The organism is Micromonospora sp. NPDC047793, assembly GCF_040642635.1.
Taxonomy (GTDB): Bacteria; Actinomycetota; Actinomycetes; order Mycobacteriales; family Micromonosporaceae; genus Micromonospora.
Genome location: NZ_JBEYSG010000010.1, coordinates 180,472 through 205,068, shown reverse-complemented (window position 1 = coordinate 205,068; position 24,597 = coordinate 180,472). Strand labels below are relative to the sequence as shown.

Genomic DNA, 24,597 nt, shown 5'->3' with positions numbered 1-24,597 from the left:
CGAGCCGGTACTCCTCAAGCCCGTCGTCGCGTGGCAGCGCGACGGCGGGCTGCTTCACTGCCCGGAGCCGGCTGGTCGCCGCCGGCCCCCGTGTCACTCGTGCCGGCCGTACGCGGCGGAGCGCTGGATCCGCGGACCTCCAACGCGCACGGCAACAGTTGTTGGCGGATCTCGTCGCCACCGCCGTCGACGTGACGCAGCAGCGTCTCGATGGCGATCCGCCCCACCGCCGACCCGGGCGAGTTCATCGCGGTCAGTGCGGGCGTGGCCAGTTCGGCGACCTGGGGCGAGGTGACCATCGAGACGACCGAGACGTCGTCGGGGACCGTCCGACCCCGGGTGGCCAACTCGCCGAGCAGGCCGAAGACGGCGCTCTCGTTCATCGCCAGGATCGCGGTCAGGTCGGACACCTGCCGCAGCGCGGTGTCCAGTGCGGCCCGGCCCCCGGCGGCGCTGTCCTCGGCGGGGATCATCAACGGCTCCAGACCGTGTCCGGTCATCGCCGAGGTGAACGCGTCGCGGGTGCGCAGCGCCGGGCCGTACCCCTCGGCCAGGGTCTCGGCGGAGTGGTTGACGTAGACGATCCGGCGGTGCCCGAGGTCGACCAGGTGGCCGACGGCCTCCTGGACGGTCTGCGCGAAGTCGATGTCCACGTAGGACAATCCGGTGGTGTCCGCGGTGCGACCGATGAGCACCAGCGGTACGCCGACCTCCCGCAACACGTCGACCCGGGGATCGTGGAGCTGCACCTCCATCAGCAGCGCGCCGTCGAGCATCCGCTGGCTGGCCAGCCGGCGCAACTCGTCGAGGTCGCCGACGCCGATGGGGGAGAGCACCAGGTGGTACCCGGCCGCACCGGCGGCGGCCGCCGCACCGGTGACGAAGGCCGTCTCGGTGGCGCCCAGACCCCGCTCGTCCATCGGCAGCAGCAGGCCGAGGATGCGGCTACGTCGGCTGGCCAGTCCACGGGCCATGGCGTTGGGCTGGTAGTCGAGCGCGGCCATCGCGGCGAGGACCTTGTCCCGGGTGGCCTGGGAGATCGGGCGGGTGCCGGTGAGCACGTACGACACGGTGCTGACCGAGACCCGGGCGAGGCGCGCCACGTCCTGCATGGTGGCCACGGCACCTCCCCACACGGGCTCGTCGAAACGCTTCGACTAAGCGGTTCGACAGAAGGTAGGTCACGTGTTACAGCCACGTCAATAGCCAATGACGAACCGACGTCGCAGCCCCGGACGCCCGCCGCCGCACCCCACTTACCCGCCGATCATGGACGTGTGGTGCTCACAAATGCCACCTGTCGGGGCAATCCTTCAGCCACCACTCCATGATCGGCGGCTGGTGGCGGTGCGTCCCCAGCGACGGCCGCCGGCCCGGCCTCGACGAGATCAGATGTCGAGGTGGAACTTCTCCAGCACCGACGGGGCGACCAGGCCCAACGCGGCCAGTGTCGAGACGACCATGAGCCCGGTACGCACGAAGACGGTCTCGGTCCGTCCGCCGGCCCGCATCGCGATCTTGTCGGGCAGGCTGATCGGCGTCCACATCCGCCGTTTGATCGGAATCGGCCACAGGATCGGTACGCCGGCCCGGGTGATCATGTCGCCGAGGATGTGCACGAACGAACCCACCCCGACCGCCAGGCCGATCATCGGATACCCGCGATCACCGGGCAGGTTGACAGCGGTGAACACGGCGGCGCCGGCCGAGACCAGCGTGACGATGACCCAGCCGGCGCGCGCGGCCCACTTGTCGAACAGGCCCCGCAGCGCCAGACCGATCATGAAGAACAGGATGCCGATGACGGCCCACTTGCCGTACTGGACGCAGAGCGTGGTGGTGCCCCAGCCGACCAGCACCGTGAACGGGATGGTGTGGGTCAGCGTCCGGTGGCCGTTGTTGCGTTTCGGGTCCCGGCTGAGCTTGGTGGCGTAGTAGACGCCCAGCGAGATCTTCTCCACCACCTCGGCGACGAACAGCGAGAAGACGCCGAAGGTGCGGGCCACGGTCGCGCCGCCCCGGTTGCGGGTCACCTTGCCGGAGAGGTCGATGTCCGGCAGCAGTGCCGCACCGGCGCAGACAGCGGTGCCGACGGCCAACGCCAGCGGCGACTGCTCGTAGTCGTAGAAGTGCTGGAGCGCCCAGGACCCGCTCAGCCATACCGCTGCGCCGGACAGCGCGTGCGACGGACCCATCATCTCGGCTCGCCCTCCCCAGGGATCTTGAGCGCCAAAACTACGTCACTGTAGTTCTCCGCCACGCCGCAGGGGGACCGTCATGAGGATCCACAAGGGACACCGTTGCGGCGCTGCCCGAGGAACGACCCGACCACCAGGGAGTATGGCAGCGCCGGACGGCCCGCCGGACCGCTTGTGTCGGCCATGGGACGCGGCGTTCCGCCGACCTGTCACAGCCCGGCGGTACGGTCTCGGGGAGGTCGTCGCCGCACGTCGGCGCTTTCGGACAGGGTGGCCGCATGCCCGCAGAAGTCTCCTTCGACAGGATCGCTCCGGTGGTGCCGGTGCGTGACCTGGACGCCGCGCTCGACCGCTACCGGCGGCTCGGCTTCACCGTGCGGTCCCACCCCGGGCCCGAGCGCTACGCATTCGTCGAGCGGGACTCGGTCTCGTGGCACCTCACCGAGTGGGCCGAGCACGACCCGACCCGCACGGCGTCGACGCTCTACCTGTACGTCTCCGACGCCGACGCGCTGCACGCCGCCTGGACCACCTCGGGTGTCGACGGTCGGCTGGGCGAGCCCCACGACACCCCCTACGGGCTACGCGAGTTCGCCTACGTCGACCCGGAGGGCACGCTGCACCGCATCGGCTCGCCCGTCTCCGCGCCGGGCTGACCGGTCGTCGACCGGACCACCCCAACCATCGGTGTGCCCCCTGACGTTCTAGAGCGGTGAGGGGGTGGGCATGGTCCAGTCGTTCCACGAGTTCGTGGTGGCGGCGACGTCGGTTCGCCGAGCTGTCGGAGGGCCGGCGGGTCCGGGCGGCAGAGGGCGAGGGGTGATCAGCTCCACCAGCGTTTGCGGGGCGCCCGGACGGTCACGTCGCCGAAGATCGCACGGCAGGTCACCTCGATCACCGGGGAACCGGGGGTGACCGGCCCGGTCAGCTTCGACTTCTTGTTGCCGAAGACCGCGCTGCCGGTGAGCCGGACGTCGGTGCCCTCCGGCACGACGACCGTGACGTTGCCGAAGATCGCGTCCGCGTCGATCCGGATCACCCGGGCGGAGAGTTCGGCCTCGTGCAGCTCGATCCGGCAGTCCCCGAAGATGGCCCGCGCCTCGATCAGCTCCGGGGCCGTCCAGGTCCCCTTGCGGACCTCGTTGCCGAAGACGGCCATCAGCTTCTCCGGCGTCGGGGCGAGCGCACCGGTCGTCCGGCCCAGCGTCCGACCCGGGGCGTCGGGCAGGTCCGTGGTCAGCCGGGCCAGCTCACCACGCGTCTGGGAGGCGTGTGCGGCGCCGGCCCGCTCGGTGTACTCGTCGAGGGTGATCCGGCCCTCGGTCACCGCCTTGCCGAGCACTTCGACGACCTCCTCCCGCTCCCGGTCGGAGACTCGCAGCCGGTCAGTGTCGTCGTGCCGTTCCCGTTCCACGCCCCCGAGCCTAGCGGCGTACCGCACCGGGCCACCCCACCCCACCTGGGGCGGGCCGACACCGCACCGTCGCGAACACCCTGCGGGTGCCGTCGCGTCCGGGACTCAGCGGCGGGGTCGGAAGCTGGTGCGGATGGTGGCGAACTGGTCGGTCGAGGGCTTCCAGTCGTACTCGTGGGTGATCCAGCCGAGCGTCCAGACGCGGTCGCGGGTCCGTTCGTCCGGCACGATCTGGGTGGCGCGCAGCCGGTCGCCGTGCGGGGTCAGCCAGCCGAACTCCCAGGCGGTGGCGTCGTCCATCCGCCCGAGCCGGAACTCCTGGTAGCCGGGGAGGGTGCCGGCGGCCAGTTCCCGGTCGCGGACCGCGCGCAGTCGCGCCACCGGCCCGAGGCGGGTGTCGGTGCTCCGGGCGACGGTGAGCGCGCGGCCGGTCGCCGGATCCTGGAAGCAGGCCACGTCGTCGTCGCGGGAGTACCGCCACTCGGCAGGTACGGCCACCCGGAAGCCGGTGCGGTCGGTGTGCCAGGCCCAGCCGGTCGGCGGCCGGAACTTCTCGTCGTCGGTCACCGGTGCGGCCGTGTCGATCGGCCCGCCCTCGACCCAGGGTCGCACGCAGGGCAGCGGAGGCGGTACGAGCCCGCCCGGCGGCGGCGGGCGTCTCCCGTCGCGCGGGGGCGGACCGCCCGGCTCCGGACCACCGGCCTCGAACGGGTCCGCTCCGGGCTGCGGTTCGGCGGCCTCGTACGGGGAGCCGGCGTGGTCGTCGCCGGTGCCGACGACGGTCAGCGCGGTGCCGATGCCGGCGGCCATCGCCACCAGGACGGCGACGGCGGCGAGTGCCCAGGCCCGAGGCACGGCGACCCGGTCGCGATCCGGTTCGTCCGCGCGGGCTCGCCGTGCGGGTGGGTCGGACAGGTGTGGCGGGGCGTCCCGTTCACCGGGAGCGGCGTCTCGTTCCTCGGATTCAGGAGCGGCCCCGCCACCGCTCTGCTGCTCGTCGGTGAGGCGTCGGTGCGCGGAGTCGTGCGAGGGCGGGTCGGTGGATTTCCGGTCGGTGCCGGGGACGGTCCCGGGACCTGCGACCGGCGCGTCGCGCGCCTCGGAGCCGGTGGGCAGGGGAGCGGTCTCGTCGCCGGTCTGCGGCGAGGTCTCCCCGGAAGCGGCGGCAACGAGCAGTCGGAGGCGGGTCTCGGGGTGGCCGGCGCGGTGCGCGGGCTCGCGGCGCAGCAGCCCGGCCAGCACCGCCGAGAGCGGACCGGCGTGCCGGGCCGGGTCCGGTGGCGCGGAGGCCAGCGCGCTGAGGGTGGCCATGGCGGTGCTGCGTGCGTACGGCGAGCGACCCTCGACGGCCGCGTAGAGGGTGGCGCCGAGCGACCAGAGGTCGGCCGGCGCGCTGGACACTCCGTCGGCGGCACGTTCGGGGGCGACGTACTGCGGGGAGCCGAGAATGGTGCCGGCGCCGGTCATCGCCACGTCGCCGTCGAAGACGGCCAGCCCGAAGTCGGTCAACAGGACCCGGCCGTCGTGGGCGAGGAGCACGTTGGCGGGTTTGACGTCGCGGTGCAGGACCCCGGCCTCGTGCGCGGCCCGCAGCGCGTCCAGCAGGGCCAGGCCGATGCGGGCGGCGCGCTGCGGTGGCAGTGGGCCGTCGGAGTCGAGGACGTCCTGGAGGGTGCGGGAGGGCACGTACTCCATGACGATCCACGGCGTGTCGTCGTCGGAGACCACGTCGTAGACGCGGACCACGTTGGGGTGGTTGAGCCGGGCGGCGGTGCGGGCCTCGCGCAGCGTACGGGCGCGCAGGTGGTCGAGTTCGTCACCGCCGAGCCGGGCGGGCAGGACGACCTGCTTGACGGCGACCTGTCGGTGCAGCAACTCGTCGTCGGCCCGCCACACGGTGCCCATTCCGCCGCGACCGACCAGGTCGAGCAGTCGGTACCGGCCGGCGATCAACGCTCGCACGTGTCCCCCATCCGCCGTCCGGCGTACACACTAGCCAGCGGATCGGGGATCACCTATTCGCGCGTGCGTGTCTCGACCCTCAGCAGGCGGCCCCTCACACGGCCAGCAGGTTGCCGTCGGGGATGGTGATGGTGCGGCGGCGTGGCGACGGGTCGACGGCAGGGTGCCGGGAGCGCGTGGGTCCGTGTTCGCGGCGGGCGACGGCGTAGCTCTCGGCGGTGCGGGCGGCGATGGTGGCCCAGCCGTACCGTCGGCCGACCATGGTGCGGGCCTGTCGGGCCACCCGGCGGGCGAAGACCTCGTCGCCGAGGAGCTGACCGACCGCTCCGGCCAGCGCCGACGGATCGCTGTGCGGGAACGTCACGCCGGTGACGCCGGGTTCGACGATCTCGGCCAGACCGCCGGTGCGGGCCACCGCCAGGGGTGCGCCGGCCGCCGCGGCTTCCAGCGCGACCATGCCGAAGGGCTCGTAGAGGCTGGGCACGACGGTGGCGTCAGTGGCGCCGAGCATCGCCGGGAGCTGGGTGTTGTCCAGGAATCCGGCGAAGCGGACGGTGCCGCCGAGCCCGAGCTGCCCGATGCGGTCCTCCAACTCGCCCCGGTAGGGGCCGTCGCCGGCGATCAGTACGCGCAGGCCGGGGTGCTGCTCCCGCAGTTCGGGTACGGCGTCGACCAGGTGCTGCACGCCCTTCTCGTAGACCAGCCGGCCGGCGTACCCGATCAGTGGGCCGTCACCGGCGAAGCGGGCGCGGGCGGTGGCGACCGCGCGGGGGCGGGCCCGCCAGGCCCGGTCGTCGACGCCGTTGGGGACCACGTCGACGTGTCCGGCGGGGACGTCGAAGAGCGTGGTGACCTGGTCGCGCATGTAGCCGGAGCAGGCGATCAGTCGGGTGGAGGCGTTGCTGAGCCAGTGTTCGACGCCGTGGATGGTGCGGTTCATCTCCTCGGGCAGCCAGCCCTGGTGCCGACCCGCCTCGGTGGCGTGGATGGTGGTGACCAGCGGCAGGTCCAGGTGTTCGGCCACGGTGATCGCGGTGTGCGCGACCAGCCAGTCGTGGGCGTGGACGACGTCGTAGTCGCCGGTGTCGGCGGCGCGCAGCGCGGCGCGGGTGAGGGTGTGGTTGAACGCCATCGTCCAGGCCAGCAGGGAGCCGGTGGCCAGGGGGAAGGTGACCGGGTCCTCGGCGGCGCGCACGACGCGTACGCCGTCGATGTGTTCTTCCAGCGGCGCGCCGTCGGCGTGCCGGGTGACGACGGTGACCTGGTGGCCGGCGGCGGCCAGGGCGACGGAGAGGGCGTGCACGTGGCGGCCGAGCCCGCCGACGAGGACGGGCGGGTACTCCCAGGACAGGATCAACACCCGTTGCGTCCGTGCGGCGTTGATGTCGATCACGTCGGCGTTCGGTGACATACGCGCCCCCTTGGAGTTGTCCCCGCGCGCCCGGAGTCAGGCCCCCCGGCGGGCCTGTCGGTGTCGCGGTCGGATCGGGACCCATCCTGGTCGGGCCTGGATAACCAGCGGAGACGTAGCCGTTGCGACGGTGTAAAGGGCTGCCGGCGTCTCGGTTCGTCGGGTGTCAGCCGGGACCGATGTGGTGGGGCGCCGGTGTGGGCGCCCCACCGTGCGTCAGCGGCGGGCGCGCAGCAGTTCCGCGACCGACCACGCCTGGAACGGGCAGCCGGTGGCGATGTGCGGGGACGCGCCGTCGGCGGTCTCGCTGACCGACCCGAGGCCGTACTCGGTCAGGTGGGCCTCCAAGCCGGTGAACAGCGTGTCGACGGAGAGGCCGGCGCGTCGGCTGGCGTCGGCGTACGGGCCGATCAGCCACGGCCAGACGGTGCCCTGGTGGTAGGCGCTGTCCCGTTCGGCCGGTCCGCCCCGGTGCCGGCCGATGAATCCGGGGCAGTCGGGGGAGAGGCTGCGCGGGCCGAGCGGGGTGAGCAGCCCGGCGCCGACCAGGCCGACCGCGCGCGGGTCCGGCTCCAACGGCGCGAACGGCAATGACCAGGCCAGGAGCTGGTTGGGTCGCATCAGGTCGTCGTCGTGGAAGGCCGCTCCACCGAGCGGGTACGCCGGGGCGGGCGCGTCGACGACGTCGTGCAGCCAGCCGGACGGGGTGGGGAAGCGGTCCCGGAACGCCTTGGCGGCCCGTTCGTGCAGTCGGTGCAGCCCGTCGGAGTCCTGCCCGGCCAGGTCCGCCAGCTCGGCGACTCCGGCCACGCCGTTGATCCACAGCGCGTTGACCTCGACCGGCTTGCCGTGGCGCGGGGTCACCGGCACTCCGTAGACGCGGGCGTCCATCCAGGTCAGCGCCGCACCGGGGGCGCCGGAGGTGAGCAGTCCGTCGGCCGGGTCGACGGCGATGCCGTAGCGGGTGCCGGCGAGGTGGGCGTCGACGACGCCGCGCAGCGCCGGCAGCAGTTCGTCGCCGAGGTCGGTGTCGCCGGTGACGGTGACGTGCCGGCTGACCGCGTGCAGGAACCACAGCGTGCCGTCGACGGTGTTGTACTCGACCCGTCCGGTGTCGGCGGTGTTGGCCAGCATCCCCTCGGACAGGGTCGCCGCGTACGAGCGCAGCAGCTCCCGGCCGCGATCGGCCCAGCCGGTCCGGAGGAACAGGCCCTCGTAGGAGATCATCGTGTCCCGCGACCAGGCGCCGAACCACGGGTAGCCGGCGACCACCTCCACGGGCGCGTCGTCGGTGCGCACGATGAACGCGTCGGCGGCCAGTGCCAGGGTGGCCTCGACGTCGTCGGTGGGTGTGGTCGACGCGACGACCTCCCGGTTGCGGCGGCGGGCCGCCGCGACCACCTCGGTGGCCGGTGGCGGTGCCGGGGCCGGGTCCTGCGCCCAGGCCAGCACCGACACGGTGTCGCCGGGGTGGCGCAGGGTGTCGCGGAACTGGCCCGCGTACCAGAGGTCCTCCTCCGGGTGCAGGCCGCGCGTGGCCTCCTCACGGTGGTAGACGCCCCGCCACCAGTGGCCCTGCGGGGACCAGCCGGGACCGGACAGCCGGTAGGCGCCCTCGATGACCGCGCCGCCGTCGACCGGGTCCATCCGCAGCGGCGGACCGTCGGCGCGCCGCTCGCCGTGGGCGTCGCGCCAGGTGCAGGCCGCCGCGAGTTCCAGCTCGACCGGGCCGCCGCTGATCAGCCGGTGCACCACCGCCACGCAGGAGCGGCCGTGCAGCATGGCCAGTTCCCGCTCGATCACCACGTCGCCGATGCGCCACCGCCAGCGGGGCAGCCCGTCGGTCAGGTCGAAGCGCTCCAGCAGCTCGAAGCCGCGCGGGTCGACGTCGCCGGAGACCCACTCGTGCGCGCCGAGGCGGACCCGGGCGCCGGAGGGCAGCAGCACCGCCGGGTCGAGGCTGGCCAGCCCCACCTTGCGGGCGGCCGGGGTGTTGCCCGGCACCACCAGCAGCCCGTGGTACCGGCGGGTGCGCAGCCCGCCGACGGTGCCCATGGCGTACCCGCCGAGGCCGTCGGGCACCAACCACTCGCGGCCGGCGGCGCTGGTCAGCTCTCCGCAGACCTGCGTGCCGAAGCGAATCTCGATCAACTTTCCTCCACCGGCGGCGAGGTGTAACACGACACGACGACAATGGCCGCTGTGGTGAAGTACCCAGGCGGCGTCGAAGATGTAGAAGTGATCACTGACGGTTCGCCCTCCGCCCCGGCCCCCGATGCCGAACGGGTCCGGCTCGCCCAGGCCGATGCCGGCGAGCAGGACTGGCGTGCATGGGGTCCCTATCTGTCCGAACGGGCGTGGGGGACGGTACGGGAGGACTACAGCGAGCACGGCACAGCCTGGGACTACTTCCCCCATGACCACGCGCGGTCCCGAGCCTACCGGTGGTCCGAGGACGGCATGGCGGGCGTGTGTGACGATCGACAGACCTTCTGTTTTGCCGTCGCGCTCTGGAACGAGCGGGATCCGATCCTCAAGGAACGGATGTTCGGTCTCGGCGGGGACGGCGGCAACCACGGCGAGGACGTCAAGGACTACTGGTGGTACGAGGACTCCACGCCGACCCATTCGTGGATGCGCTGGCGCTACCACTACCCGCAGGCCGCCTTCCCGTACGACGAGCTGGTAGCGGTCAACGGGCTGCGGGGTCGGGACGACACCGAGTACGAGCTGGTCGACACCGGCATCTTCGACGACGACCGGTACTGGGCGGTGACGGTCGACTTCGCCAAGGCCACCCCGACGGACATGTGCGTGGTGGTGACCGTGGTCAACCGGGGGGACCAGCGCGAGCGGCTGCACGTGCTGCCGCACCTGTGGTTCCGCAACACCTGGGCGTGGGGGCTGCCCGGCGGTGACCGGGTGCCGCAGATCGTCGGGGAGGGCAGCCGGCTGGTCGGTGAGCACTGGGTGCTCGGGCAGGTCCGGCTCGAAGGTGACGGCGACCCGACGCCGCTGCTCTGCGACAACGACACCAACGCCGAGCGGCTGTGGGGGCTGGCGAGCCGTACGCCGTACCCGAAGGACGGCATCAACGACCACGTGGTCGACGGGGCCGAGACGGTGAATCCGGAGCTGACCGGCACCAAGGGCGCGCTGCACTACGTGCTGGACGTGCCGGCCGGAGAGCAGCGTCAGATCCGGCTGCGGCTGACCCGTACGGCCCCGCCGCCGGGTGCCGTCGACCCGCCCGCGGCGGATCTGGGCGACGGTTTCGAGGCCGTGGTGTGGGCGCGGCGGGCGGAGGCGAACCGGTTCTTCGACGGGGTGATCCCGGCCAAGGCCAGCGCCGACGAGGCGTTGATCGCCCGGCAGGCCATCGCCGGGCTGATGTGGGGCAAACAGTTCTACCACTTCGACGTCAAACGGTGGCTCGACGGCGATCCGGGGTCGGCGCCGCCGGCCGGGCGCCGGCACGGCCGCAACAGTGCCTGGTGGCACATGACCAGCTTCGACGTGATCTCGATGCCGGATCCGTGGGAGTACCCGTGGTACGCCGCGTGGGACCTGGCCTTCCACTGCGTGAGCATCGCGCGGGTCGACCCCGGCTTCGCCAAGGACCAGCTGCTGCTCCTGCTGCGGGAGTGGTACCTGCACCCCAACGGGCAGATCCCGGCGTACGAGTGGGCGTTCGGCGACGTCAACCCGCCGGTGCACGCCTGGGCGGCGTTGAAGGTGTTCGAGATCGACGGCAGCCGGGACCACGACTTCCTGGCCCGGATGATGCACAAGCTGCTGATGAACTTCACCTGGTGGGTCAACCGCAAGGACACCGGTGGCAACAACGTCTTCGAGGGCGGCTTCCTCGGGTTGGACAACGTCGGCCCGTTCGACCGGTCGGCGGCGTTGCCGGTGGCCGGGGTGCTGGAGCAGTCCGACGGCACCGGCTGGATGGCGATGTACGCGCTCAACCTGCTGGACATCGCCATCGTGCTGGCCGAGCACGATCGCACCTGGGTGGACACCGCGACGAAGTTCTTCGAGCACTTCACCTACATCGCGGCGGCCGCGTACGACCAGGGGCTCTGGGACGAGGAGGACGCGTTCTTCTATGACGTGCTGCGGCTGGCCGACGGGACGAAGGTGCCGTTGAAGGTGCGTTCGGTGGTGGGCCTGCTGCCGTTGGCGGCCGTCACCCGGCTGCCCGCGCGGACCCTGCACCGGCTGCCGGAGCTGGGTGCCCGGCTGCGCTGGTTCCTCACCCACCGCCCCGAGTACGCCTCGGTGGTCGGCGCCCGACGCATCGGCCCGGACGGGCGTCAGCAGCGGCTGCTGTCCATGTGCGGTCCGGAGCAGGTGGTCCGGGTGCTGGCCCGGATGTTGGACACCGACGAGTTCCTCTCCGAGTACGGCCTGCGGACGCTGTCGCGCGCGCATCTGGACAAGCCGTTCGCGGTGACCCTGGGCGGGCAGGAGTTCTGCGTCGGGTACGAGCCGGCCGAGTCGACCAGTGGCCTGTTCGGCGGCAACTCCAACTGGCGCGGCCCGATCTGGATGCCGACGAACTTCCTGCTGATCAGCGCGTTGCGCGACTACGCGGCGTTCTTCGGTGAGGACCTCCAGGTGGAGTACCCGACGCGTTCGGGGGTGAAGAAGACCCTCGACGAGATCGCCGACGACCTCTCCGCCCGGCTGATCGCGTTGTTCACCCGCGACGACTGGGGGCGGCGGCCGATCTATGGCGCGGCGCAACTGTTCCAGACCCATCCGGACTGGCGGGACCTGATCGCCTTCCCGGAGTACTTCCACGGCGACAACGGTGCCGGGCTCGGTGCCTGGCACCAGACCGGCTGGTCGGCCCTGGTCGCCGACCTGATCCTGACGTTGCGGCGCTGACCGGCCGGGCGCAGAGTCGCCATTCCGTCGCGGAGGGTTCGCCGGGGAGCGGCGCGACTACGCTCGGCGGGGTGTCCGGAGCAGAGCACGGAGACGGTGAGCTGGGCGGTGACGCGATCGTCGCCACCGCCTGGCGGTTGGCCGAGGCCGAGGGGTGGGCGGGTGTGACCGCCCGCCGGCTGGCCGAGCGCGCCGACGTCGACCTCGGGGCCCTCTACGAACGCTTCGCCGACCGTGAGGCGGTGGTCGCCGCGGTCGCGGTGCGGGGTTTCGCCGATCTGGCCGCCGCGTTGACCGGCGCCCGGGTGGCGGTGGACCGGCCGGACGAGGTGTGGCCGGCGGTGATGGCGGCCTATCTCGACTTCGCCTACGCCCACCCGGAGATCTACGACGCGATGTTCGCTCACACTCCGGACCTCACGCTCGGGGCCGAGGAGGTGCCGGAGACCGTCGCGGCGGCTTTCGGTGAACTGCGGGCGGCGCTGACCGCGTCCGCCGCCGCGCAGGCCGACGACACGCTCGCCGAACTCGGCTGGAGTCTGTTGCACGGCATGGTGATGCTCACCCGGGGTGGGCGGTTGCGCCCCGAGGCCCAGGAGCAACGCGAACAGCTCCTCGGCAACCACCTCTTCAGCCCGCGCTGAGCCGCTCACCCTGCCCGTGTCGTACCCGCCGGAGGCGGGGGCGGCTTCCCCATGTCCCTCCACAATGGATTTATGTGCACTCGATGTTCACGTAAACATTGTGGGCGCTCGTGCGGAACGCGTGGGGCGTACGGCATTGCAGTGGATCTTTTAATGGTGTGTACGCAGGGCCGGGAATGGTGTCACCGATCCGCGCGCAAGCCTGTTGACATTGGCAAACGTCAACTCCTCCGCGTCGGCGGAAAGTACTTCTTGAACGCTCCGTAACTTTGTGGCAATCTCACCTTCATCGATGCGTAGCGTTCCCTCGTCGCCTGTCGTCTGCCCGACGAGCACCTCAGCCGGCCGGTTGTGTTAGCGCTAACTCATCGACTCGACGCGACTCTGGAGGTGCTGGGAACATGAAGACACTCGTCCACCCGAGCGGTCCTCCGCGACGGCGATGGTCCGCCGCACCGGTGGTGCGCGCGCTCGCGGTCGGCCTGCTGGCGGCCGGCGCGGCGCTGGCGCCCGCCGGCGCCGCCACCGCGGGCACCACGTTGGGCACCTCGGCGGCGGAGAAGGGCCGCTACTTCGGCGCGGCGGTCGGCACGTACAAGTTCTCCGACACCACGTACATGAACGTGCTGAACCGCGAGTTCAACAGCCTCGTCGCCGAGAACGAGATGAAGTGGGACGCGACCGAGCCGCAGCGGGGCGTGTTCAACTACAGCGCCGGCGACCGCATCGTCAACCACGCCCGGTCCCGAGGCATGTCGGTCCGGGGACACGCCCTGCTGTGGCACGCCCAGCAGCCCGGATGGGCGCAGGGACTGTCCGGTGGTGACCTGCGCAACGCCGCCATCAACCACGTCACCCAGGTGGCCACCCACTTCCGGGGGCAGATCCACTCCTGGGACGTGGTGAACGAGGCGTTCGCCGACGGCGGCAGCGGCGCCCGCCGCGACTCCAACCTGCAACGCACCGGCAACGACTGGATCGAGGCCGCGTTCCGGGCCGCCCGCGCGGCCGACCCGAACGCCAAGCTCTGCTACAACGACTACAACACCGACGGGATCAACGCGAAGTCGACCGGCATCTACACCATGGTGCGCGACTTCAAGGCGCGCGGTGTACCGATCGACTGCGTCGGGTTCCAGTCCCACCTGGGCACCACGATCGCCGGTGACTACCAGGCCAACCTGCAACGCTTCGCCGACCTCGGCGTGGACGTGCAGATCACCGAGCTGGACGTCACCCAGGGGTCCAACCAGGCCACCATCTACGCCACCGTCACCCGCGCCTGCCTGGCGGTGTCGCGGTGCACCGGCATCACCGTGTGGGGTGTGCGGGACTGCGACTCCTGGCGTGGTGGCGACAACGCCCTGCTGTTCGACTGCGCGGGCAACAAGAAGCCCGCGTACACGGCGGTCCTCGACGCCCTCAACGGTGGCACCACCCCGAATCCGACCGGCAACCGCCTGCGCAACGAGGCGTCCGGCCGGTGTCTGGACGTCGACGGCGCGAGCTCGGCCAACGGTGCCCCGATGCTGGTCTGGGACTGCCATACCGGGGCCAACCAGCAGTTCACCCAGAACGGGCGGGCCCTGCAGGTGATGGGCAAGTGCCTGGACGTGCCGAACAACGCCGCCGCCGGGACCCGGGTGCAGATCTGGGACTGCCACGGTGGGGCGAACCAGCAGTGGGTCGTCAACGGCAACGCCACGATCAGCAACGCCCAGACCGGCCTGTGCCTGGACGTCAACGGCGCCGGCACCGCCAACGGCACCGCGGTCATCGTGTGGAGCTGCCACGGCGGCACCAACCAGCGCTGGACCCGGTTCTGACCTGACGAGCGCGACAGTCGGCACCGTACGAGAAGGGAACGACAGTGACCCGATCCCGATCGCGTCGCCACCTGCGCCGGATCCTCTCCTGCGCGCTGGCCGCCCTCGTGGCGGTGCCGACCGCCGTGCTCGGTGGTGTCCCACCGGCTGCTGCCGACACCACCGCGTTCCGGGGCGTCAACTGGGCCAGGTTGGGAGACAACTTCCACGGTGGACCACTGGTGCTGTACGGCCTGAGCAGCTCCGACAGCTATGCGACGGTGACGGCCAAGGCCACCGCGATCTACACCGGCTTCCAGAACAACCTGGGTGCCAACACGGTCCGGCTGCCGATCAACACCTACACCGTCGGCACCACCTGGTGGAACGCGTACACCGGCGCGATCGACGCCGCCACGGCGAAGGGCTTCAAGGTCGTCCTCTCCTACTGGGACGACGGGGTGGCCGCCAGCGGCGGCCGGATCGTCAACACCACCGCCTTCAACACCATGTGGAACACCGTGGTCGCCAGGTACGGCACCAACGACCTCGTGTACTTCGAACCGATGAACGAACCTGGCGGGCACAGCGCCGCGGAGTGGGCCAACCTGGTCAGCGACTGGCTGAACGCCCGTCCGTCGATCCCACGCCACCGTGTCTTCGTCAGCGGTGCCGGCCTGAACACCGACATCAAGTCGATGTGCGCCGACCGTCGACTCGACGGCACGATCGTGTCGCTGCACCACTACACCTTCTTCAGCGGCGCGAAGAACTACGACCAGTGGGTGACGTTCCTGCGGGACGCGATCGGCTCCTGTGCCGCCCGCACGGTGATGGACGAGTTCGGTGCGCCGATGGACACCGGGCTCAACTACCTCGACGCCACCAGCACCGACAATTTCGTGCGCTACTTCCGGGCCACTGCCGACGTGCTGAGGGAACTGCGGATCGGATCGATCTACTGGCCGGGGCTGGGTGGCAAGGTCACCGCCGGTCAGGGCGACGACTGGTACTCCATGCAGAAGCTGCACGGCACCGGCACCAACCTCACCCTCAGCACCCCCAACGCGAGCGGGCTCAACCGCCTCAGGCATGCCTGGGGGTTGACCGACGGTGGTGTTCCGGACGAGGCCAGCCTGCTCCGCAACGTCGGCACCGGGCAGTGCCTGGACCTTCCCGGCGCCACCACCGCCGCCGTCCAGGTCCAGGTGTACCCCTGCAACAACACCGCCGCCCAGCGGTGGACCGTGACCTCTGGTGGGCAGATCACCGCTCTGGCGGGCCAGCGGTGCCTCGACGCATACCAGCGGGGGACCAGTAACGGCACCGTCGTCGGCACGTACGCGTGCAACGGCGGCGACAACCAGCGGTGGACCGTCGGCGGCGACGGCACGATCCGCAGCGCACAGTCCGGCCTCTGTCTGGACGTGAACACCGCGACGTCGAAGGTGCAGCTCTGGTCCTGCTGGGGTGGCGACAATCAGAAGTGGCAGGTGCAGAAATGAGATCCCTCGTCCGTACTGCTAGGGGTTCGCTGCTCGCGCTGGCGGTGCTCGTCTCCGCCGCGCTGCCGGCGGTGGTGGCAGATCAGGCTCCGGCGCTGGCCGCGGTGCAGGAGACCCTCTATGTCGCACCGGGAGGGAACGACGCCAACCCGGGCACGATCGCGTCCCCGTTCCGGACCCTCCAGCGGGCGCGGGACGTGGTCCGCACGAAGACCGCGACCATGACCGGCGACATCCAGGTGCTCCTGCGCGGCGGAAGCTACCCGGTGGGCGGTACGGTCGAGTTCGGGTCGAGTGACTCCGGCACCAACGGCCACCGGGTCGTGTACGCCGCGTACCCGGGCGAGACGCCGGTCCTCGACGCCGGTGTGCAGGTGACCGGCTGGACCCAGCACAGCGGGAACATCTGGAAGGCGCCGCTCGACCGGGCCAACAAGCTGCGGGCCCTCTACGTCAACGGCCAGCGGGCCCAGATGGCCGCCAAGACGATCACCTCGGCGGGATGCCACGGCACGTACACCATCACCGCCGGGCAGGCCGACTGGGCGTGGGAATCCGGCTCACAGTGCGACGGCGCGAGGTACGGCCTCGGCGACTTCCCGGCGATCTCCCGCAACCAGGAGGACATCGAGATCGAGACGGCCACGACCTGGACCACCGCCATCGTGGGAGTCCGGCAGGTGACCACGAGCGCCGACGGTCAGAGCCGTATCGCCCTGTTCCAACAGCCGGGTGCCGCCATCGCGCAGGGGGCGTTCAACGGCAACGCCCAGGTCGCCGGCGCTCACAAGGTCATGAACGCCTACGAGTTCCTGGACGCGCCGGGCGAGTTCTACTTCGACAAGTCCAGCCGGACGCTCTATTACTACAAGGCCAGCGCCGACAACATGTCCACCGCCACGGTCTTCGCGCCCAACAACGTGACCACCGCCCTGCGGATCGCCGGCACCTCGACCAGCAGCCGCGCCCGCAACATCACGTTCTCGGGTCTCACCGTCCGGCACTCCGACTGGAACCTGTTGACCGTCGCCGGCTCGGTGTACAAGCAGGCGCAGCAGGGCAACTTGGGCGCGATGGCGTACGCGAAGGGCAACTTCCACGTCTACTACTACCGCAACGTGGACGTCACCCCGGGCATCGTCCACGTGCAGAACGCCGACGGGATCCTGCTGGAACGCAACCGCATCGAGCACACCGGGGCCGACGGGATCAACATGGTCAACGACGTGACGAACTCACAGGTGATCGGCAACGTCACCAGCGACGTCGCCGGGTCCGCGATCTCCGTGGGACACCCGCAGCACGTCTTCGTCGGCGACCACACCTCGACCAACCGCGAGAAGTACCCGCCCCAGGTCGAGGGACTCCCGAAGAACATCGTGATCAGGAACAACTACATCCACGACAGCGCGGTGCTGTTCAACGGGCACGGCGCGGTCGCGGCGTACTTCGCCGACACGCTCACGATCCAGCACAACCGCATCGAGAAGACGCCGTGGGCGGGCATCACGCTCGGCTGGGGATGGTGGAACTTCGACGGATCCTCCGGATCGATCGCGCCCAACCGGCCGACCACGACGGCGAGGAACAACACCATCAGCCACAACCACATCATCGACACGGTGCAGCGACTCAGCGACACGGCACCGATCTACACGCTGGGCAGCCAGCCTGGCACCACGATCCACAGCAACTATCTGCAAGGTGTCCCGGCCGGCCACAAGTACGGGCTCCACCCGGACGAGGGGTCGGCGTACATGACCTTCCGGGACAACGTCCTGAGCGTGGACAAGAACATCACCTGGATGATCAACTCCGACGACTTCGGACGCAAGCACGACCTGAGCATCACGCAGACGTACGGCCCGATCAACAAGGTCTCCCAGAAGAACCTGCCGAACAGCACCATCCACGACATCCTCGTCTCCGCCGACTACGTCTGGCCGGCGGCGGCCTACGGGATCGCGGTGAACTCCGGGCTCGAAGCCCCGTTCCGGGACATCACCGCACCGCGCAACCTGCCCCTGGCGGACCAGGTCCTGCCGGCCAGCACGTTCGTCGGCAGCGGCACCACCTCGATCCCGGTCCGCAGCACGGGCGATGCGACCAGGTCGCTCTGGCTGGCTCCCTCCGGCACCACCACCTTCACCGCCGGTCCGACGATGACCCGGGCCGACGGCACCGCCACCGCCATCGCCGTACCCGTCACCTCGGGTGACTACCGGCTCTACGTCGTCGACGCCCAGGGCAACCGGTCGGCCGAGTCGACGTCGCTCGTCCGGCGGCAGGGCACCGGCAGCGCCCCCGACGCGCAGATCGTGGGCGGCCAGTCCGGCCGGTGCGTCGAGGTCCCCGGCGGCGCCACCACCAACGGCACCCAGACCCAACTCTGGGACTGCTCCGGCGCCACGCAGCAGCGGTGGACCCACACCGCCGGCAAGCAGCTGACCGTGTACGGCACGAAGTGCCTGGACGCCAACGGGGCGGGCACCACCAACGGCACCACGGTCATCATCTGGGACTGCCACGGCGGGCTCAACCAGCAGTGGAACGTCAACGCCAACGGCACCATCACGAACGCCCAGTCCGGGCTCTGTCTCGACGCCAACGGCGCCGCCACCGCCAACGGAACGAAGATCATCCTCTGGTCCTGCAACGGCGGCACGAACCAGCAGTGGACTCGACGCAGCTGAGAGCGGTCCCGGGGCCAGGCATGTTCCCGCCTGGCCCCGGGCCGACCGCGTGCGTCCGTCGGCCAGATCGAGCAGTCGGACACTGTCTCCCGTATCGCATCGGCAGCAGGTGAATCGGGTGTCGCGGCAGCGGGCTGCGGTGTAGGTTCACGGTCACGCCGTCGAGCCGGAAGGAGGTCAGAACGATGTCCGATGTTCTGCGCCCCCTCCGCGATCCGGCGTCCCCGCGGAACTGAGCCGGGGCGCCGCGTTCCGGAGGATCACGCCATGGCTGATCTGGTCATCCGCCCGCTCGTCGCGGGTGAGGAAGAGTTGTTCGATTCGATGCCCGACCCGTTGCCGCACGTGCGGCAGGTCGGTTACGCCGACGGGCTCGCCGGTGGCGGTTTCCGTCCTGAGCGCACGTGGGTGGCGCTGCGCGCCGGCCGGGTGGTCGGCCGTGCCGCCTGGGCGCTTCCGCCCGGGTCCGTCGGCGACCCGTGGCTGGACCGGTTCGATCTGGCCACCGCGCCGCAGGACGGTGCCGCGCTGCTCCGTGCCGCACACGAGGCGCTCGGCGGCCCGAAGGTGTACCACGCCGCGCTGCCGGCGTACTGGCGCCGACAGCCGCAGGTTCGCGACGTGGTCGCGGCCCCGATGGCGGCGGCCCGTCTCGCCGGTCTGGTCGAGCAGGGGGAACGGTTGCGGTGCTCGTGGACGGGCGGAGCGCTCCCTGCCTTCACCGGCCGGTACACGTTCCGCCCGGCCACCGACGCCGCAGAGATCACCTCGTTGGTCGCCCGGATCGCCGCACCGGACCTGCTCACCGGCGCGGAGACGGCGCGGGCGGTGGCGGGGGTGGACCTGGCCACCGATCCACTGTCCTGGCTCCGCGGGTCGGCCCGGGAATGGCGGGTGGCGCTGGACGGCGGCGAACCCGTCGGCCTGGCGGCACCGGCGAGCCGGGCCTGCTTCCCGATGATCGCCTATCTCGGCGTGCGGGCGCCGGCGGTGCGGGCCGACCTGCTGGCCGAGGTGGTCCGGACGTTGTCGGGCGAGGGCGCGTACGAGGTGATCGCCGACGTGGACGCGGACCGGGTGGCTGTGCTGGCGGATCTGGAACGGGCCGGGTTCCGTCGGATCCGTGCCCGGGTGAGCTTCACCCCGGCCGACGCCTGACCTGTCGGGGACGGTCTCCGCGATCGACGGAGACCGTCCCGACTGACGGCTTCCGCCGTCGCGCGGGCGAATTATCGGGTCGCCGAGATCGTCCGGGTCGCCTACCGTCGCCGCGTGACGCATGACAGGTCGATCGAGCCGGGGCAGGTGCTCGTCTTCGATGCGGACGACACGCTCTGGGAGAACAACGTCGTCTTCGAGCGGGTGATCGACGACTTCCTGAGCTGGGTGGACCATCCGACGCTCGACCGGACGCAGTTGCGGGCGGTGCTCGACGACATCGAACGGGCCAACGCCGTCGCACACGGGTACGGCAGCAAGGTCTTCCTGCGCAGCCTGCGGGAGTGCCTGGAGCGGCTGCGGGAACGGCCCGCCACCGAGGCGGAGCGCCGCGAGATCGACGAGTTGGCTATGGCGCTGATCAACCATCAGGTCGAGCTGATGCCGGGGGTGGCCGACGCGCTGGACGAGTTGGCCGGGCGGCACGAGTTGCTGCTGCTGACCAAGGGGGAGCGCGAGGAACAGCAGCGCAAGCTGGACGCGTGTGGGCTGCTGCACCACTTCACGGCGGCGCACATCGTGCCGGAGAAGGACGTGGCGACCTATCACCGGTTGAGCCGGGAGCACGCCGTCGACCCGACCCGGGCGTGGATGATCGGCAACTCGCCCCGGTCGGACATCCTGCCGGCGCGGGCGGCCGGATGGCGGGCGGTGTTCATCCCGAACGACAACACGTGGGTGTTGGAGCACGACGAACTGGACCCGACCGACGAGGGCGTCCTGCGTCTGCGCGCTTTTCCCGACCTGCTCGCGCACTTCTGAGGCCGACCGGGGCCGCCGGTGACCCGGTGGTCCGCTGATCAATCGCTCCGACCGGGTCAGCGCCTGGCGCCCGCCGGGTGTTACACGCTCCTGCCGCTATTTCCCGTTGCTGGCAATAGTGCGTGCCGGCCCGCGCGGGCTCGACCCGGGCACGCCTAGCCTCGGCCCCAGGTGCCGCGACTCGCCGGGGTGGGTCGCGGTACCGGGTCCGGTCGTGGGGCACCGTGGAGCTGAGTGCTGGCGGACCGGCTGCCGTGCCGGCGCGTGCTGACACGTGCGTCGGCAGGCGGCTGGTTCGCTGCCCACGCCGGACGGGTCAGGGCCGGGTCGTGCGGGTCCGGTCCTGACCCGTGTCGTCGTCGGGTCGGCTCAGGTGGTCTCGCCGCGCACGATGGCGACGGCGACCCGGCAGAACTCGTCCATGTCGGGTTGGAAGGCCGCGGCGATGTCCGGGTGCAGGCCGGCCCGGGTCTCGTCGAGCAGTTGCTGGCAGACCTGCTCCACCGGCTCGCCGGTGTAGGCGTCCCGGATCCGCTCGGCGGCGACCTGGAGTGCCGATGTCAGCTGCTGCTCCAAGGGCCCGCGCAGTTTCTCCTGGACCGGGTCACGAGGTTCCAGCGTGACATGTGGCTCCGACATCGGTGCTCCCTTCGTCGGCGGCAGCGGTACCCGACCACGACCGTCCGTCAAACCACGTTCGGTACCGCGGCGACGCGGACCTGGTACGAGAATTCCTCGCCGGGCTCCTCCGCGTACGACAACCGGCGGATCTGCCGGTCGTCCTCGTAGAGGGCGACGTCGACCAGGACTCCGAGGTGGGCGAGGCCGATGCTGGTCACCCGCTTCTTGTCCTGCAGCACCGCGCACACCCCGCCCAGCAGGGTGCTGGCGTCGGAGGTGCGGTGCCCGGGCGGGCAGCGCAGCGTCAGGTCCACCTCGATCGGGCCGGACAGCGGGGTCCAGCCGGTCTTCTGTGCCGCCTCGCAGGCGGCCCGGAGCAGGGTGCGTACTCTCGTCGCCTGCCGGTGACCGGCAGCGAAGATGGACAGCGCCTCGGTCTTGACCGGTGGCAGGCCGCTCACCTCGAACGTCAGGGCGAGAGCGCGGGTGTCCTGCACCACGACGGCACCTCCTCGTTGGGGACGATCCTGCCCAACAGGTGAAGCGGTGACGGGGTGTTCCCGTGAGAACCCACCGATCGGGCGGATCGGGGTCGGCCGGGGCGTATCGACGGCGACGGCGTACGCGCTGGTGGGCTTAGACGCTAGTCCACCTGGCTCCCGCCCGGTAGCAGCCGATCACCCGTGTCAGATGGTGAACGGTCGGTCCGGGGAGTACCGGGCGTCGGGGTGGAAGGCGGAGAAGGTGTTGCCGGAGGCGGCGTCGGGCGGGGAGTTGCACGAGGAGCGGGTGAGCGTCGGCCGGGTAGGCTCCACGGCGTGGAGATCGAGCCTCGACCTGAGCAGTTGTCACGGAAGCCGAGTGAGCTGGAGCAGGAGGCCGCCGCGACGGCGCTGCAGGAGGCGGTCGGCGAGGGCCGGCTGACCCTGGAGGAGTTCAGCGATCGGGTCGGGGCGGTGTGGGCGGCCGAGCGCATCGAGGATCTGGAGCGGGCGACGGCCGGGGTGGTGGTTTCCGCGCCTCCGGTCGGTAGTACGCAGACCGTGTCGACCGTGGTCGCGTTCCTCGGTGACCAGCGGCGGGTGGGACGGTGGCGGTTGCCGGCCCGACTGCGGATGTTCAGCGTGCTCGGCGATGTGCATCTCGATCTGCGGACGACTGTCTGCGCCGAGGCCGTGGTGGAGATCGAGGCGTGGAGCCTCCTGGGTGACATCAAGATCGATGTGCCCGACGGGGTGGATGTGGAGCTCGCCGGTATCGGGTTGCTCAGCGACCGGGAGCTCCGGTTGGCGTCGATGCCCCCGGTGCCGGGAACGCCGCGGATCCGGGTCAGGGTGCACTCGCTGCTGGGCGACGTGCGGGTCAGATCGACGAGTGCGGGCAAGGACGTGGCGGGTTGGCGGCGCTGGTTGCTCGGTCAGCAGTCGCCACCCGCGACCGGGCACCACTCACCGCCGCCACCCGCGGTGGGGAGCCGCTGACCCGGTCGTCGGCGACCTGCGGTACGAGGCTGCCGGCGGCGCCACACGTGTCGTGGCCGCACACCGTGGCTGCCGCCTCTGCTCAGAGCAGCTCGAAGTCGTAGATGGAAGAGTCGATGTAGATCATCCCGCGGTCGTCGGCGGCGGCGGCGATGGCGGGGGTCCACCCGATCAGCGTCCCGGGAATCTCGATCCGGTTCGAGTGGTGCTTGCGCGCGGAGAAGCCCATCCGCACCGCGAGGGAGACGATGGAGTGCGGATCGCCCATCGTGTCGCTGGTGTTCATGAAGATGTGCCCGCCAGCGGCGAGGTGCGGCTTCACCTCGTGGAAGAAGCGCTGGTGGAGGGCGTACCCGGGGTCGAACACCGAATGCTCGATCGGCCGGTCGTAGGCCCGGTCCTCCCGCGCCCGCACGAGGGGCGGGTTGGACACGATCAGGTCGAAGACGTCCTCCGGGCCGAGTTCGAGGAACAGGTCGCTGGTCAGCGCTTCGACCTTGTGCCCGACGTCGTGTGCCTTGGCGTTGAGCACGGTGTTGGCCACCGCAGCCGGGTTGATGTCGGTCGCGACGACGCGTTCGCAGCCGCTCATGGCGGCCACCACGCTCGTGACGCCCGCGCCGCACCCGATCTCGAGGAACCGGGTGCCGGAGCCCAGGGGCAGCGCGGACGTGAACACCTCGGTCGCCGGATCGGGAGGCCACACCTCGGGCAGCACGGACCAGGTCGATCGCATGAGCTCTCTGGTGCCACCGTCCTTGATGAGCGAGTCGGCCTGGGCGACCAGCCAGTCGCCGACGTCGTCGGCGAACGTTCGGTCCATGATTCGTCCTCGGGTTCGGTGTGTCGTCGAATGGCTGGCGACGCGTGACGCCAGTCGTGCCGGTCGGGTGAAGCGCCTGTCGGGTTAACGCACCTGCGGGGCTGTTCCGGCTCGGGGAACGGTAACCGTCCGCCGGTGTTGTTGCCAAGCAGTGAGCCGTTCCGTGCATGGCGCTGACTCCCGGAATTCGCTACCCGGCTTCCTTGGCGTTAAGTCCGAGTCGGAACGGGCGCACCCATGGAGCGCTCTCCGGACAGGAATTTGCGACAGCAAATTTCCCCGCCGGTGATATCGGTTCTGCCAACATCCAAGATGGACATTAAAGGCGTGTCATCACTAATCGGTGGCTGAGTCTTGCCGGAGTCGACTAGAGGGCGGCGTGTGGGTGGAGTGGCGGGTAAGCGGATGCATTATCGATTTGGCACGTCGTCGCCAATCTGAGACGTACTGCCGGCGGGAGGGGGTCGTGTGCAACGGTTCGGGCGGGCTCCGGACACGTGCGGACGCGGCCGGTTCGGGCCGGCCCGTCGTGAAGTGTGATCCGCGTGCTTTCCTTTGATCGTCCGTAATTGGGGTGGTGCGGCATGGTTGCGGCGCGTCCGCTGCATCGTTGACCTGCGGTTGTCCTGACGTGGGCCGCCCGGCTGCCGGACCGTCTGTCGCATGTGGATCAGATAACTCCTTCGGCCGCAAGGGCTCGCCGGATCATCTATTCATCCTTACTTTTGACCGGATTGGCCGCTGACACTGCGAAACCGAGGGCTTTAAGGGGCAGGGGCCAGGCCGCTCAGGTGCGAATTTTTTGCCGTTTTGATCGTCCTGCCGCGGCGGCCAATCGCACCCCGAAGCGGTGTGCAATTGAGCCACTACTGCCCGTAGTGTCGATGCTCGTCTTTACGGCTTGCGGCGCTTCCGTGTATGGTCCGTCGCACGGAGTTGACAATCTCATGCAACTTGCAATGAAGGCGAAGCGGGCACCTGCTGCTGATGTCCACTCATTGCGTGCAGGGTCTCCGAACAAACGGGGCAATCGTGTAATAGGTTCCTCCGACGCCGGGCCGACTCAGCCCGGCGTCGTCCATATGGGTGTGCGAAGGCGAATGTTGGAGCGATGTTCGCGTACATTACGCGTGCCCTTTCCATCATTACCGGGGGCGGCTGGAC

The 24,597-nt window shown here is 70.5% G+C and carries 19 protein-coding genes; 9 read left to right on the top strand and 10 right to left on the bottom strand.

The features are described 5' to 3' along the window. Nucleotides 1-14: 14 nt before the first annotated feature. Nucleotides 15-1,112 carry a LacI family DNA-binding transcriptional regulator gene (locus tag ABZ738_RS21150; RefSeq protein WP_357215638.1) on the bottom strand — a complete coding sequence of 366 codons (1,098 nt, stop codon included), beginning with the start codon at nt 1,110-1,112 and terminating at the stop codon, nt 15-17. A gap of 276 nt (nt 1,113-1,388) precedes the next feature. Next, nucleotides 1,389-2,198: a metal-dependent hydrolase gene (locus tag ABZ738_RS21145; RefSeq protein ID WP_131053199.1), complete on the bottom strand. Its 810-nt coding sequence runs from the start codon at nt 2,196-2,198 to the stop codon at nt 1,389-1,391. A gap of 278 nt (nt 2,199-2,476) precedes the next feature. On the opposite strand from ABZ738_RS21145, the gene ABZ738_RS21140 reads away from it, so the two are divergent. Beyond that, a complete protein-coding gene (locus ABZ738_RS21140; protein WP_131053198.1) occupies nt 2,477-2,854 on the top strand; it encodes a VOC family protein in 378 nt (125 codons plus the stop codon). A gap of 167 nt (nt 2,855-3,021) precedes the next feature. On the opposite strand, the gene ABZ738_RS21135 is transcribed toward ABZ738_RS21140, so the two are convergent. The 4 genes from ABZ738_RS21135 to ABZ738_RS21120 form a co-directional block, all read right to left on the bottom strand. Next, nucleotides 3,022-3,612, bottom strand: a complete 591-nt coding sequence (locus ABZ738_RS21135) for a DUF1707 domain-containing protein (RefSeq protein ID WP_161594959.1) — start codon at nt 3,610-3,612, stop codon at nt 3,022-3,024. A 105-nt stretch (nt 3,613-3,717) separates the two neighbouring features. Continuing rightward, complete coding sequence (locus ABZ738_RS21130) at nt 3,718-5,574, bottom strand: protein kinase (RefSeq protein ID WP_357215594.1); 1,857 nt, start codon at nt 5,572-5,574, stop codon at nt 3,718-3,720. A gap of 94 nt (nt 5,575-5,668) precedes the next feature. Continuing rightward, nucleotides 5,669-6,985 carry a glycosyltransferase family 4 protein gene (locus ABZ738_RS21125; RefSeq protein WP_131057004.1) on the bottom strand — a complete coding sequence of 439 codons (1,317 nt, stop codon included), beginning with the start codon at nt 6,983-6,985 and terminating at the stop codon, nt 5,669-5,671. Nucleotides 6,986-7,201: 216 nt separating this feature from the next. Further along, nucleotides 7,202-9,136, bottom strand: a complete 1,935-nt coding sequence (locus ABZ738_RS21120; RefSeq protein ID WP_357215590.1) for an amylo-alpha-1,6-glucosidase — start codon at nt 9,134-9,136, stop codon at nt 7,202-7,204. A 42-nt stretch (nt 9,137-9,178) separates the two neighbouring features. Between ABZ738_RS21120 and ABZ738_RS21115 the strand changes: the two genes are divergently transcribed. The 7 genes from ABZ738_RS21115 to ABZ738_RS21085 all read left to right on the top strand — a co-directional run bounded on the left by ABZ738_RS21115 (nt 9,179) and on the right by ABZ738_RS21085 (nt 20,508). Then, entirely contained in the window at nt 9,179-11,881 is a 2,703-nt protein-coding gene (locus ABZ738_RS21115) for a glucosidase (RefSeq protein ID WP_357215587.1), read from the top strand. Between the two features lie 71 nt (nt 11,882-11,952). Further along, on the top strand, nt 11,953-12,525 hold the full coding sequence (locus ABZ738_RS21110) for a TetR/AcrR family transcriptional regulator (protein ID WP_236145986.1): 573 nt from the start codon (nt 11,953-11,955) through the stop codon (nt 12,523-12,525). Between the two features lie 401 nt (nt 12,526-12,926). Then, nucleotides 12,927-14,351 (top strand): endo-1,4-beta-xylanase, encoded by a 1,425-nt coding sequence (locus tag ABZ738_RS21105; RefSeq protein WP_357215584.1) that lies wholly within the window; start codon nt 12,927-12,929, stop codon nt 14,349-14,351. Between the two features lie 44 nt (nt 14,352-14,395). Next, complete coding sequence (locus ABZ738_RS21100) at nt 14,396-15,835, top strand: RICIN domain-containing protein (protein ID WP_357215581.1); 1,440 nt, start codon at nt 14,396-14,398, stop codon at nt 15,833-15,835. Then, nucleotides 15,832-18,528, top strand: coding sequence for a ricin-type beta-trefoil lectin domain protein (locus ABZ738_RS21095; RefSeq protein WP_357215578.1), 2,697 nt, complete (start codon nt 15,832-15,834; stop codon nt 18,526-18,528). The genes ABZ738_RS21100 and ABZ738_RS21095 overlap by 4 nt, the downstream gene beginning before the upstream one ends. 267 nt (nt 18,529-18,795) lie before the next feature. Beyond that, nucleotides 18,796-19,686, top strand: a complete 891-nt coding sequence (locus ABZ738_RS21090; protein WP_357215575.1) for an acetyltransferase — start codon at nt 18,796-18,798, stop codon at nt 19,684-19,686. A 147-nt stretch (nt 19,687-19,833) separates the two neighbouring features. Then, entirely contained in the window at nt 19,834-20,508 is a 675-nt protein-coding gene (locus ABZ738_RS21085) for an HAD family hydrolase (protein ID WP_131052703.1), read from the top strand. Between the two features lie 369 nt (nt 20,509-20,877). On the opposite strand, the gene ABZ738_RS21080 is transcribed toward ABZ738_RS21085, so the two are convergent. From ABZ738_RS21080 to ABZ738_RS21070, 3 genes are all read right to left on the bottom strand, one after another. Further along, a complete protein-coding gene (locus ABZ738_RS21080) occupies nt 20,878-21,147 on the bottom strand; it encodes a hypothetical protein (protein ID WP_131052697.1) in 270 nt (89 codons plus the stop codon). A 47-nt stretch (nt 21,148-21,194) separates the two neighbouring features. Beyond that, nucleotides 21,195-21,626, bottom strand: a complete 432-nt coding sequence (locus ABZ738_RS21075) for a hypothetical protein (RefSeq protein WP_131052704.1) — start codon at nt 21,624-21,626, stop codon at nt 21,195-21,197. A gap of 189 nt (nt 21,627-21,815) precedes the next feature. Further along, entirely contained in the window at nt 21,816-21,944 is a 129-nt protein-coding gene (locus tag ABZ738_RS21070) for a hypothetical protein (RefSeq protein WP_255446604.1), read from the bottom strand. A gap of 3 nt (nt 21,945-21,947) precedes the next feature. On the opposite strand from ABZ738_RS21070, the gene ABZ738_RS21065 reads away from it, so the two are divergent. Then, the gene (locus tag ABZ738_RS21065; RefSeq protein ID WP_161594940.1) at nt 21,948-22,610 is read left to right on the top strand and encodes a DUF1707 domain-containing protein; all 663 of its coding nucleotides are present in this window, start codon (nt 21,948-21,950) and stop codon (nt 22,608-22,610) included. Between the two features lie 82 nt (nt 22,611-22,692). On the opposite strand, the gene ABZ738_RS21060 is transcribed toward ABZ738_RS21065, so the two are convergent. Then, nucleotides 22,693-23,433 (bottom strand): methyltransferase, encoded by a 741-nt coding sequence (locus tag ABZ738_RS21060; protein WP_176094563.1) that lies wholly within the window; start codon nt 23,431-23,433, stop codon nt 22,693-22,695. Between the last annotated feature and the right edge of the window lie 1,164 nt (nt 23,434-24,597).

What these genes read in the sequence shown, in the direction of transcription:
- ABZ738_RS21145 (WP_131053199.1), bottom strand. Translation starts at nt 2,198, where the DNA reads ATGATGGGTCCGTCGCACGCGCTGTCCGGCGCAGCGGTATGGCTGAGC.
- ABZ738_RS21060 (WP_176094563.1), bottom strand. Translation starts at nt 23,433, where the DNA reads ATGGACCGAACGTTCGCCGACGACGTCGGCGACTGGCTGGTCGCCCAG.
- ABZ738_RS21090 (WP_357215575.1), top strand. Translation starts at nt 18,796, where the DNA reads ATGGCTGATCTGGTCATCCGCCCGCTCGTCGCGGGTGAGGAAGAGTTG.
- ABZ738_RS21125 (WP_131057004.1), bottom strand. Translation starts at nt 6,985, where the DNA reads ATGTCACCGAACGCCGACGTGATCGACATCAACGCCGCACGGACGCAA.
- ABZ738_RS21140 (WP_131053198.1), top strand. Translation starts at nt 2,477, where the DNA reads ATGCCCGCAGAAGTCTCCTTCGACAGGATCGCTCCGGTGGTGCCGGTG.
- ABZ738_RS21115 (WP_357215587.1), top strand. Translation starts at nt 9,179, where the DNA reads ATGGCCGCTGTGGTGAAGTACCCAGGCGGCGTCGAAGATGTAGAAGTG.
- ABZ738_RS21105 (WP_357215584.1), top strand. Translation starts at nt 12,927, where the DNA reads ATGAAGACACTCGTCCACCCGAGCGGTCCTCCGCGACGGCGATGGTCC.
- ABZ738_RS21080 (WP_131052697.1), bottom strand. Translation starts at nt 21,147, where the DNA reads ATGTCGGAGCCACATGTCACGCTGGAACCTCGTGACCCGGTCCAGGAG.
- ABZ738_RS21095 (WP_357215578.1), top strand. Translation starts at nt 15,832, where the DNA reads ATGAGATCCCTCGTCCGTACTGCTAGGGGTTCGCTGCTCGCGCTGGCG.
- ABZ738_RS21150 (WP_357215638.1), bottom strand. Translation starts at nt 1,112, where the DNA reads ATGCAGGACGTGGCGCGCCTCGCCCGGGTCTCGGTCAGCACCGTGTCG.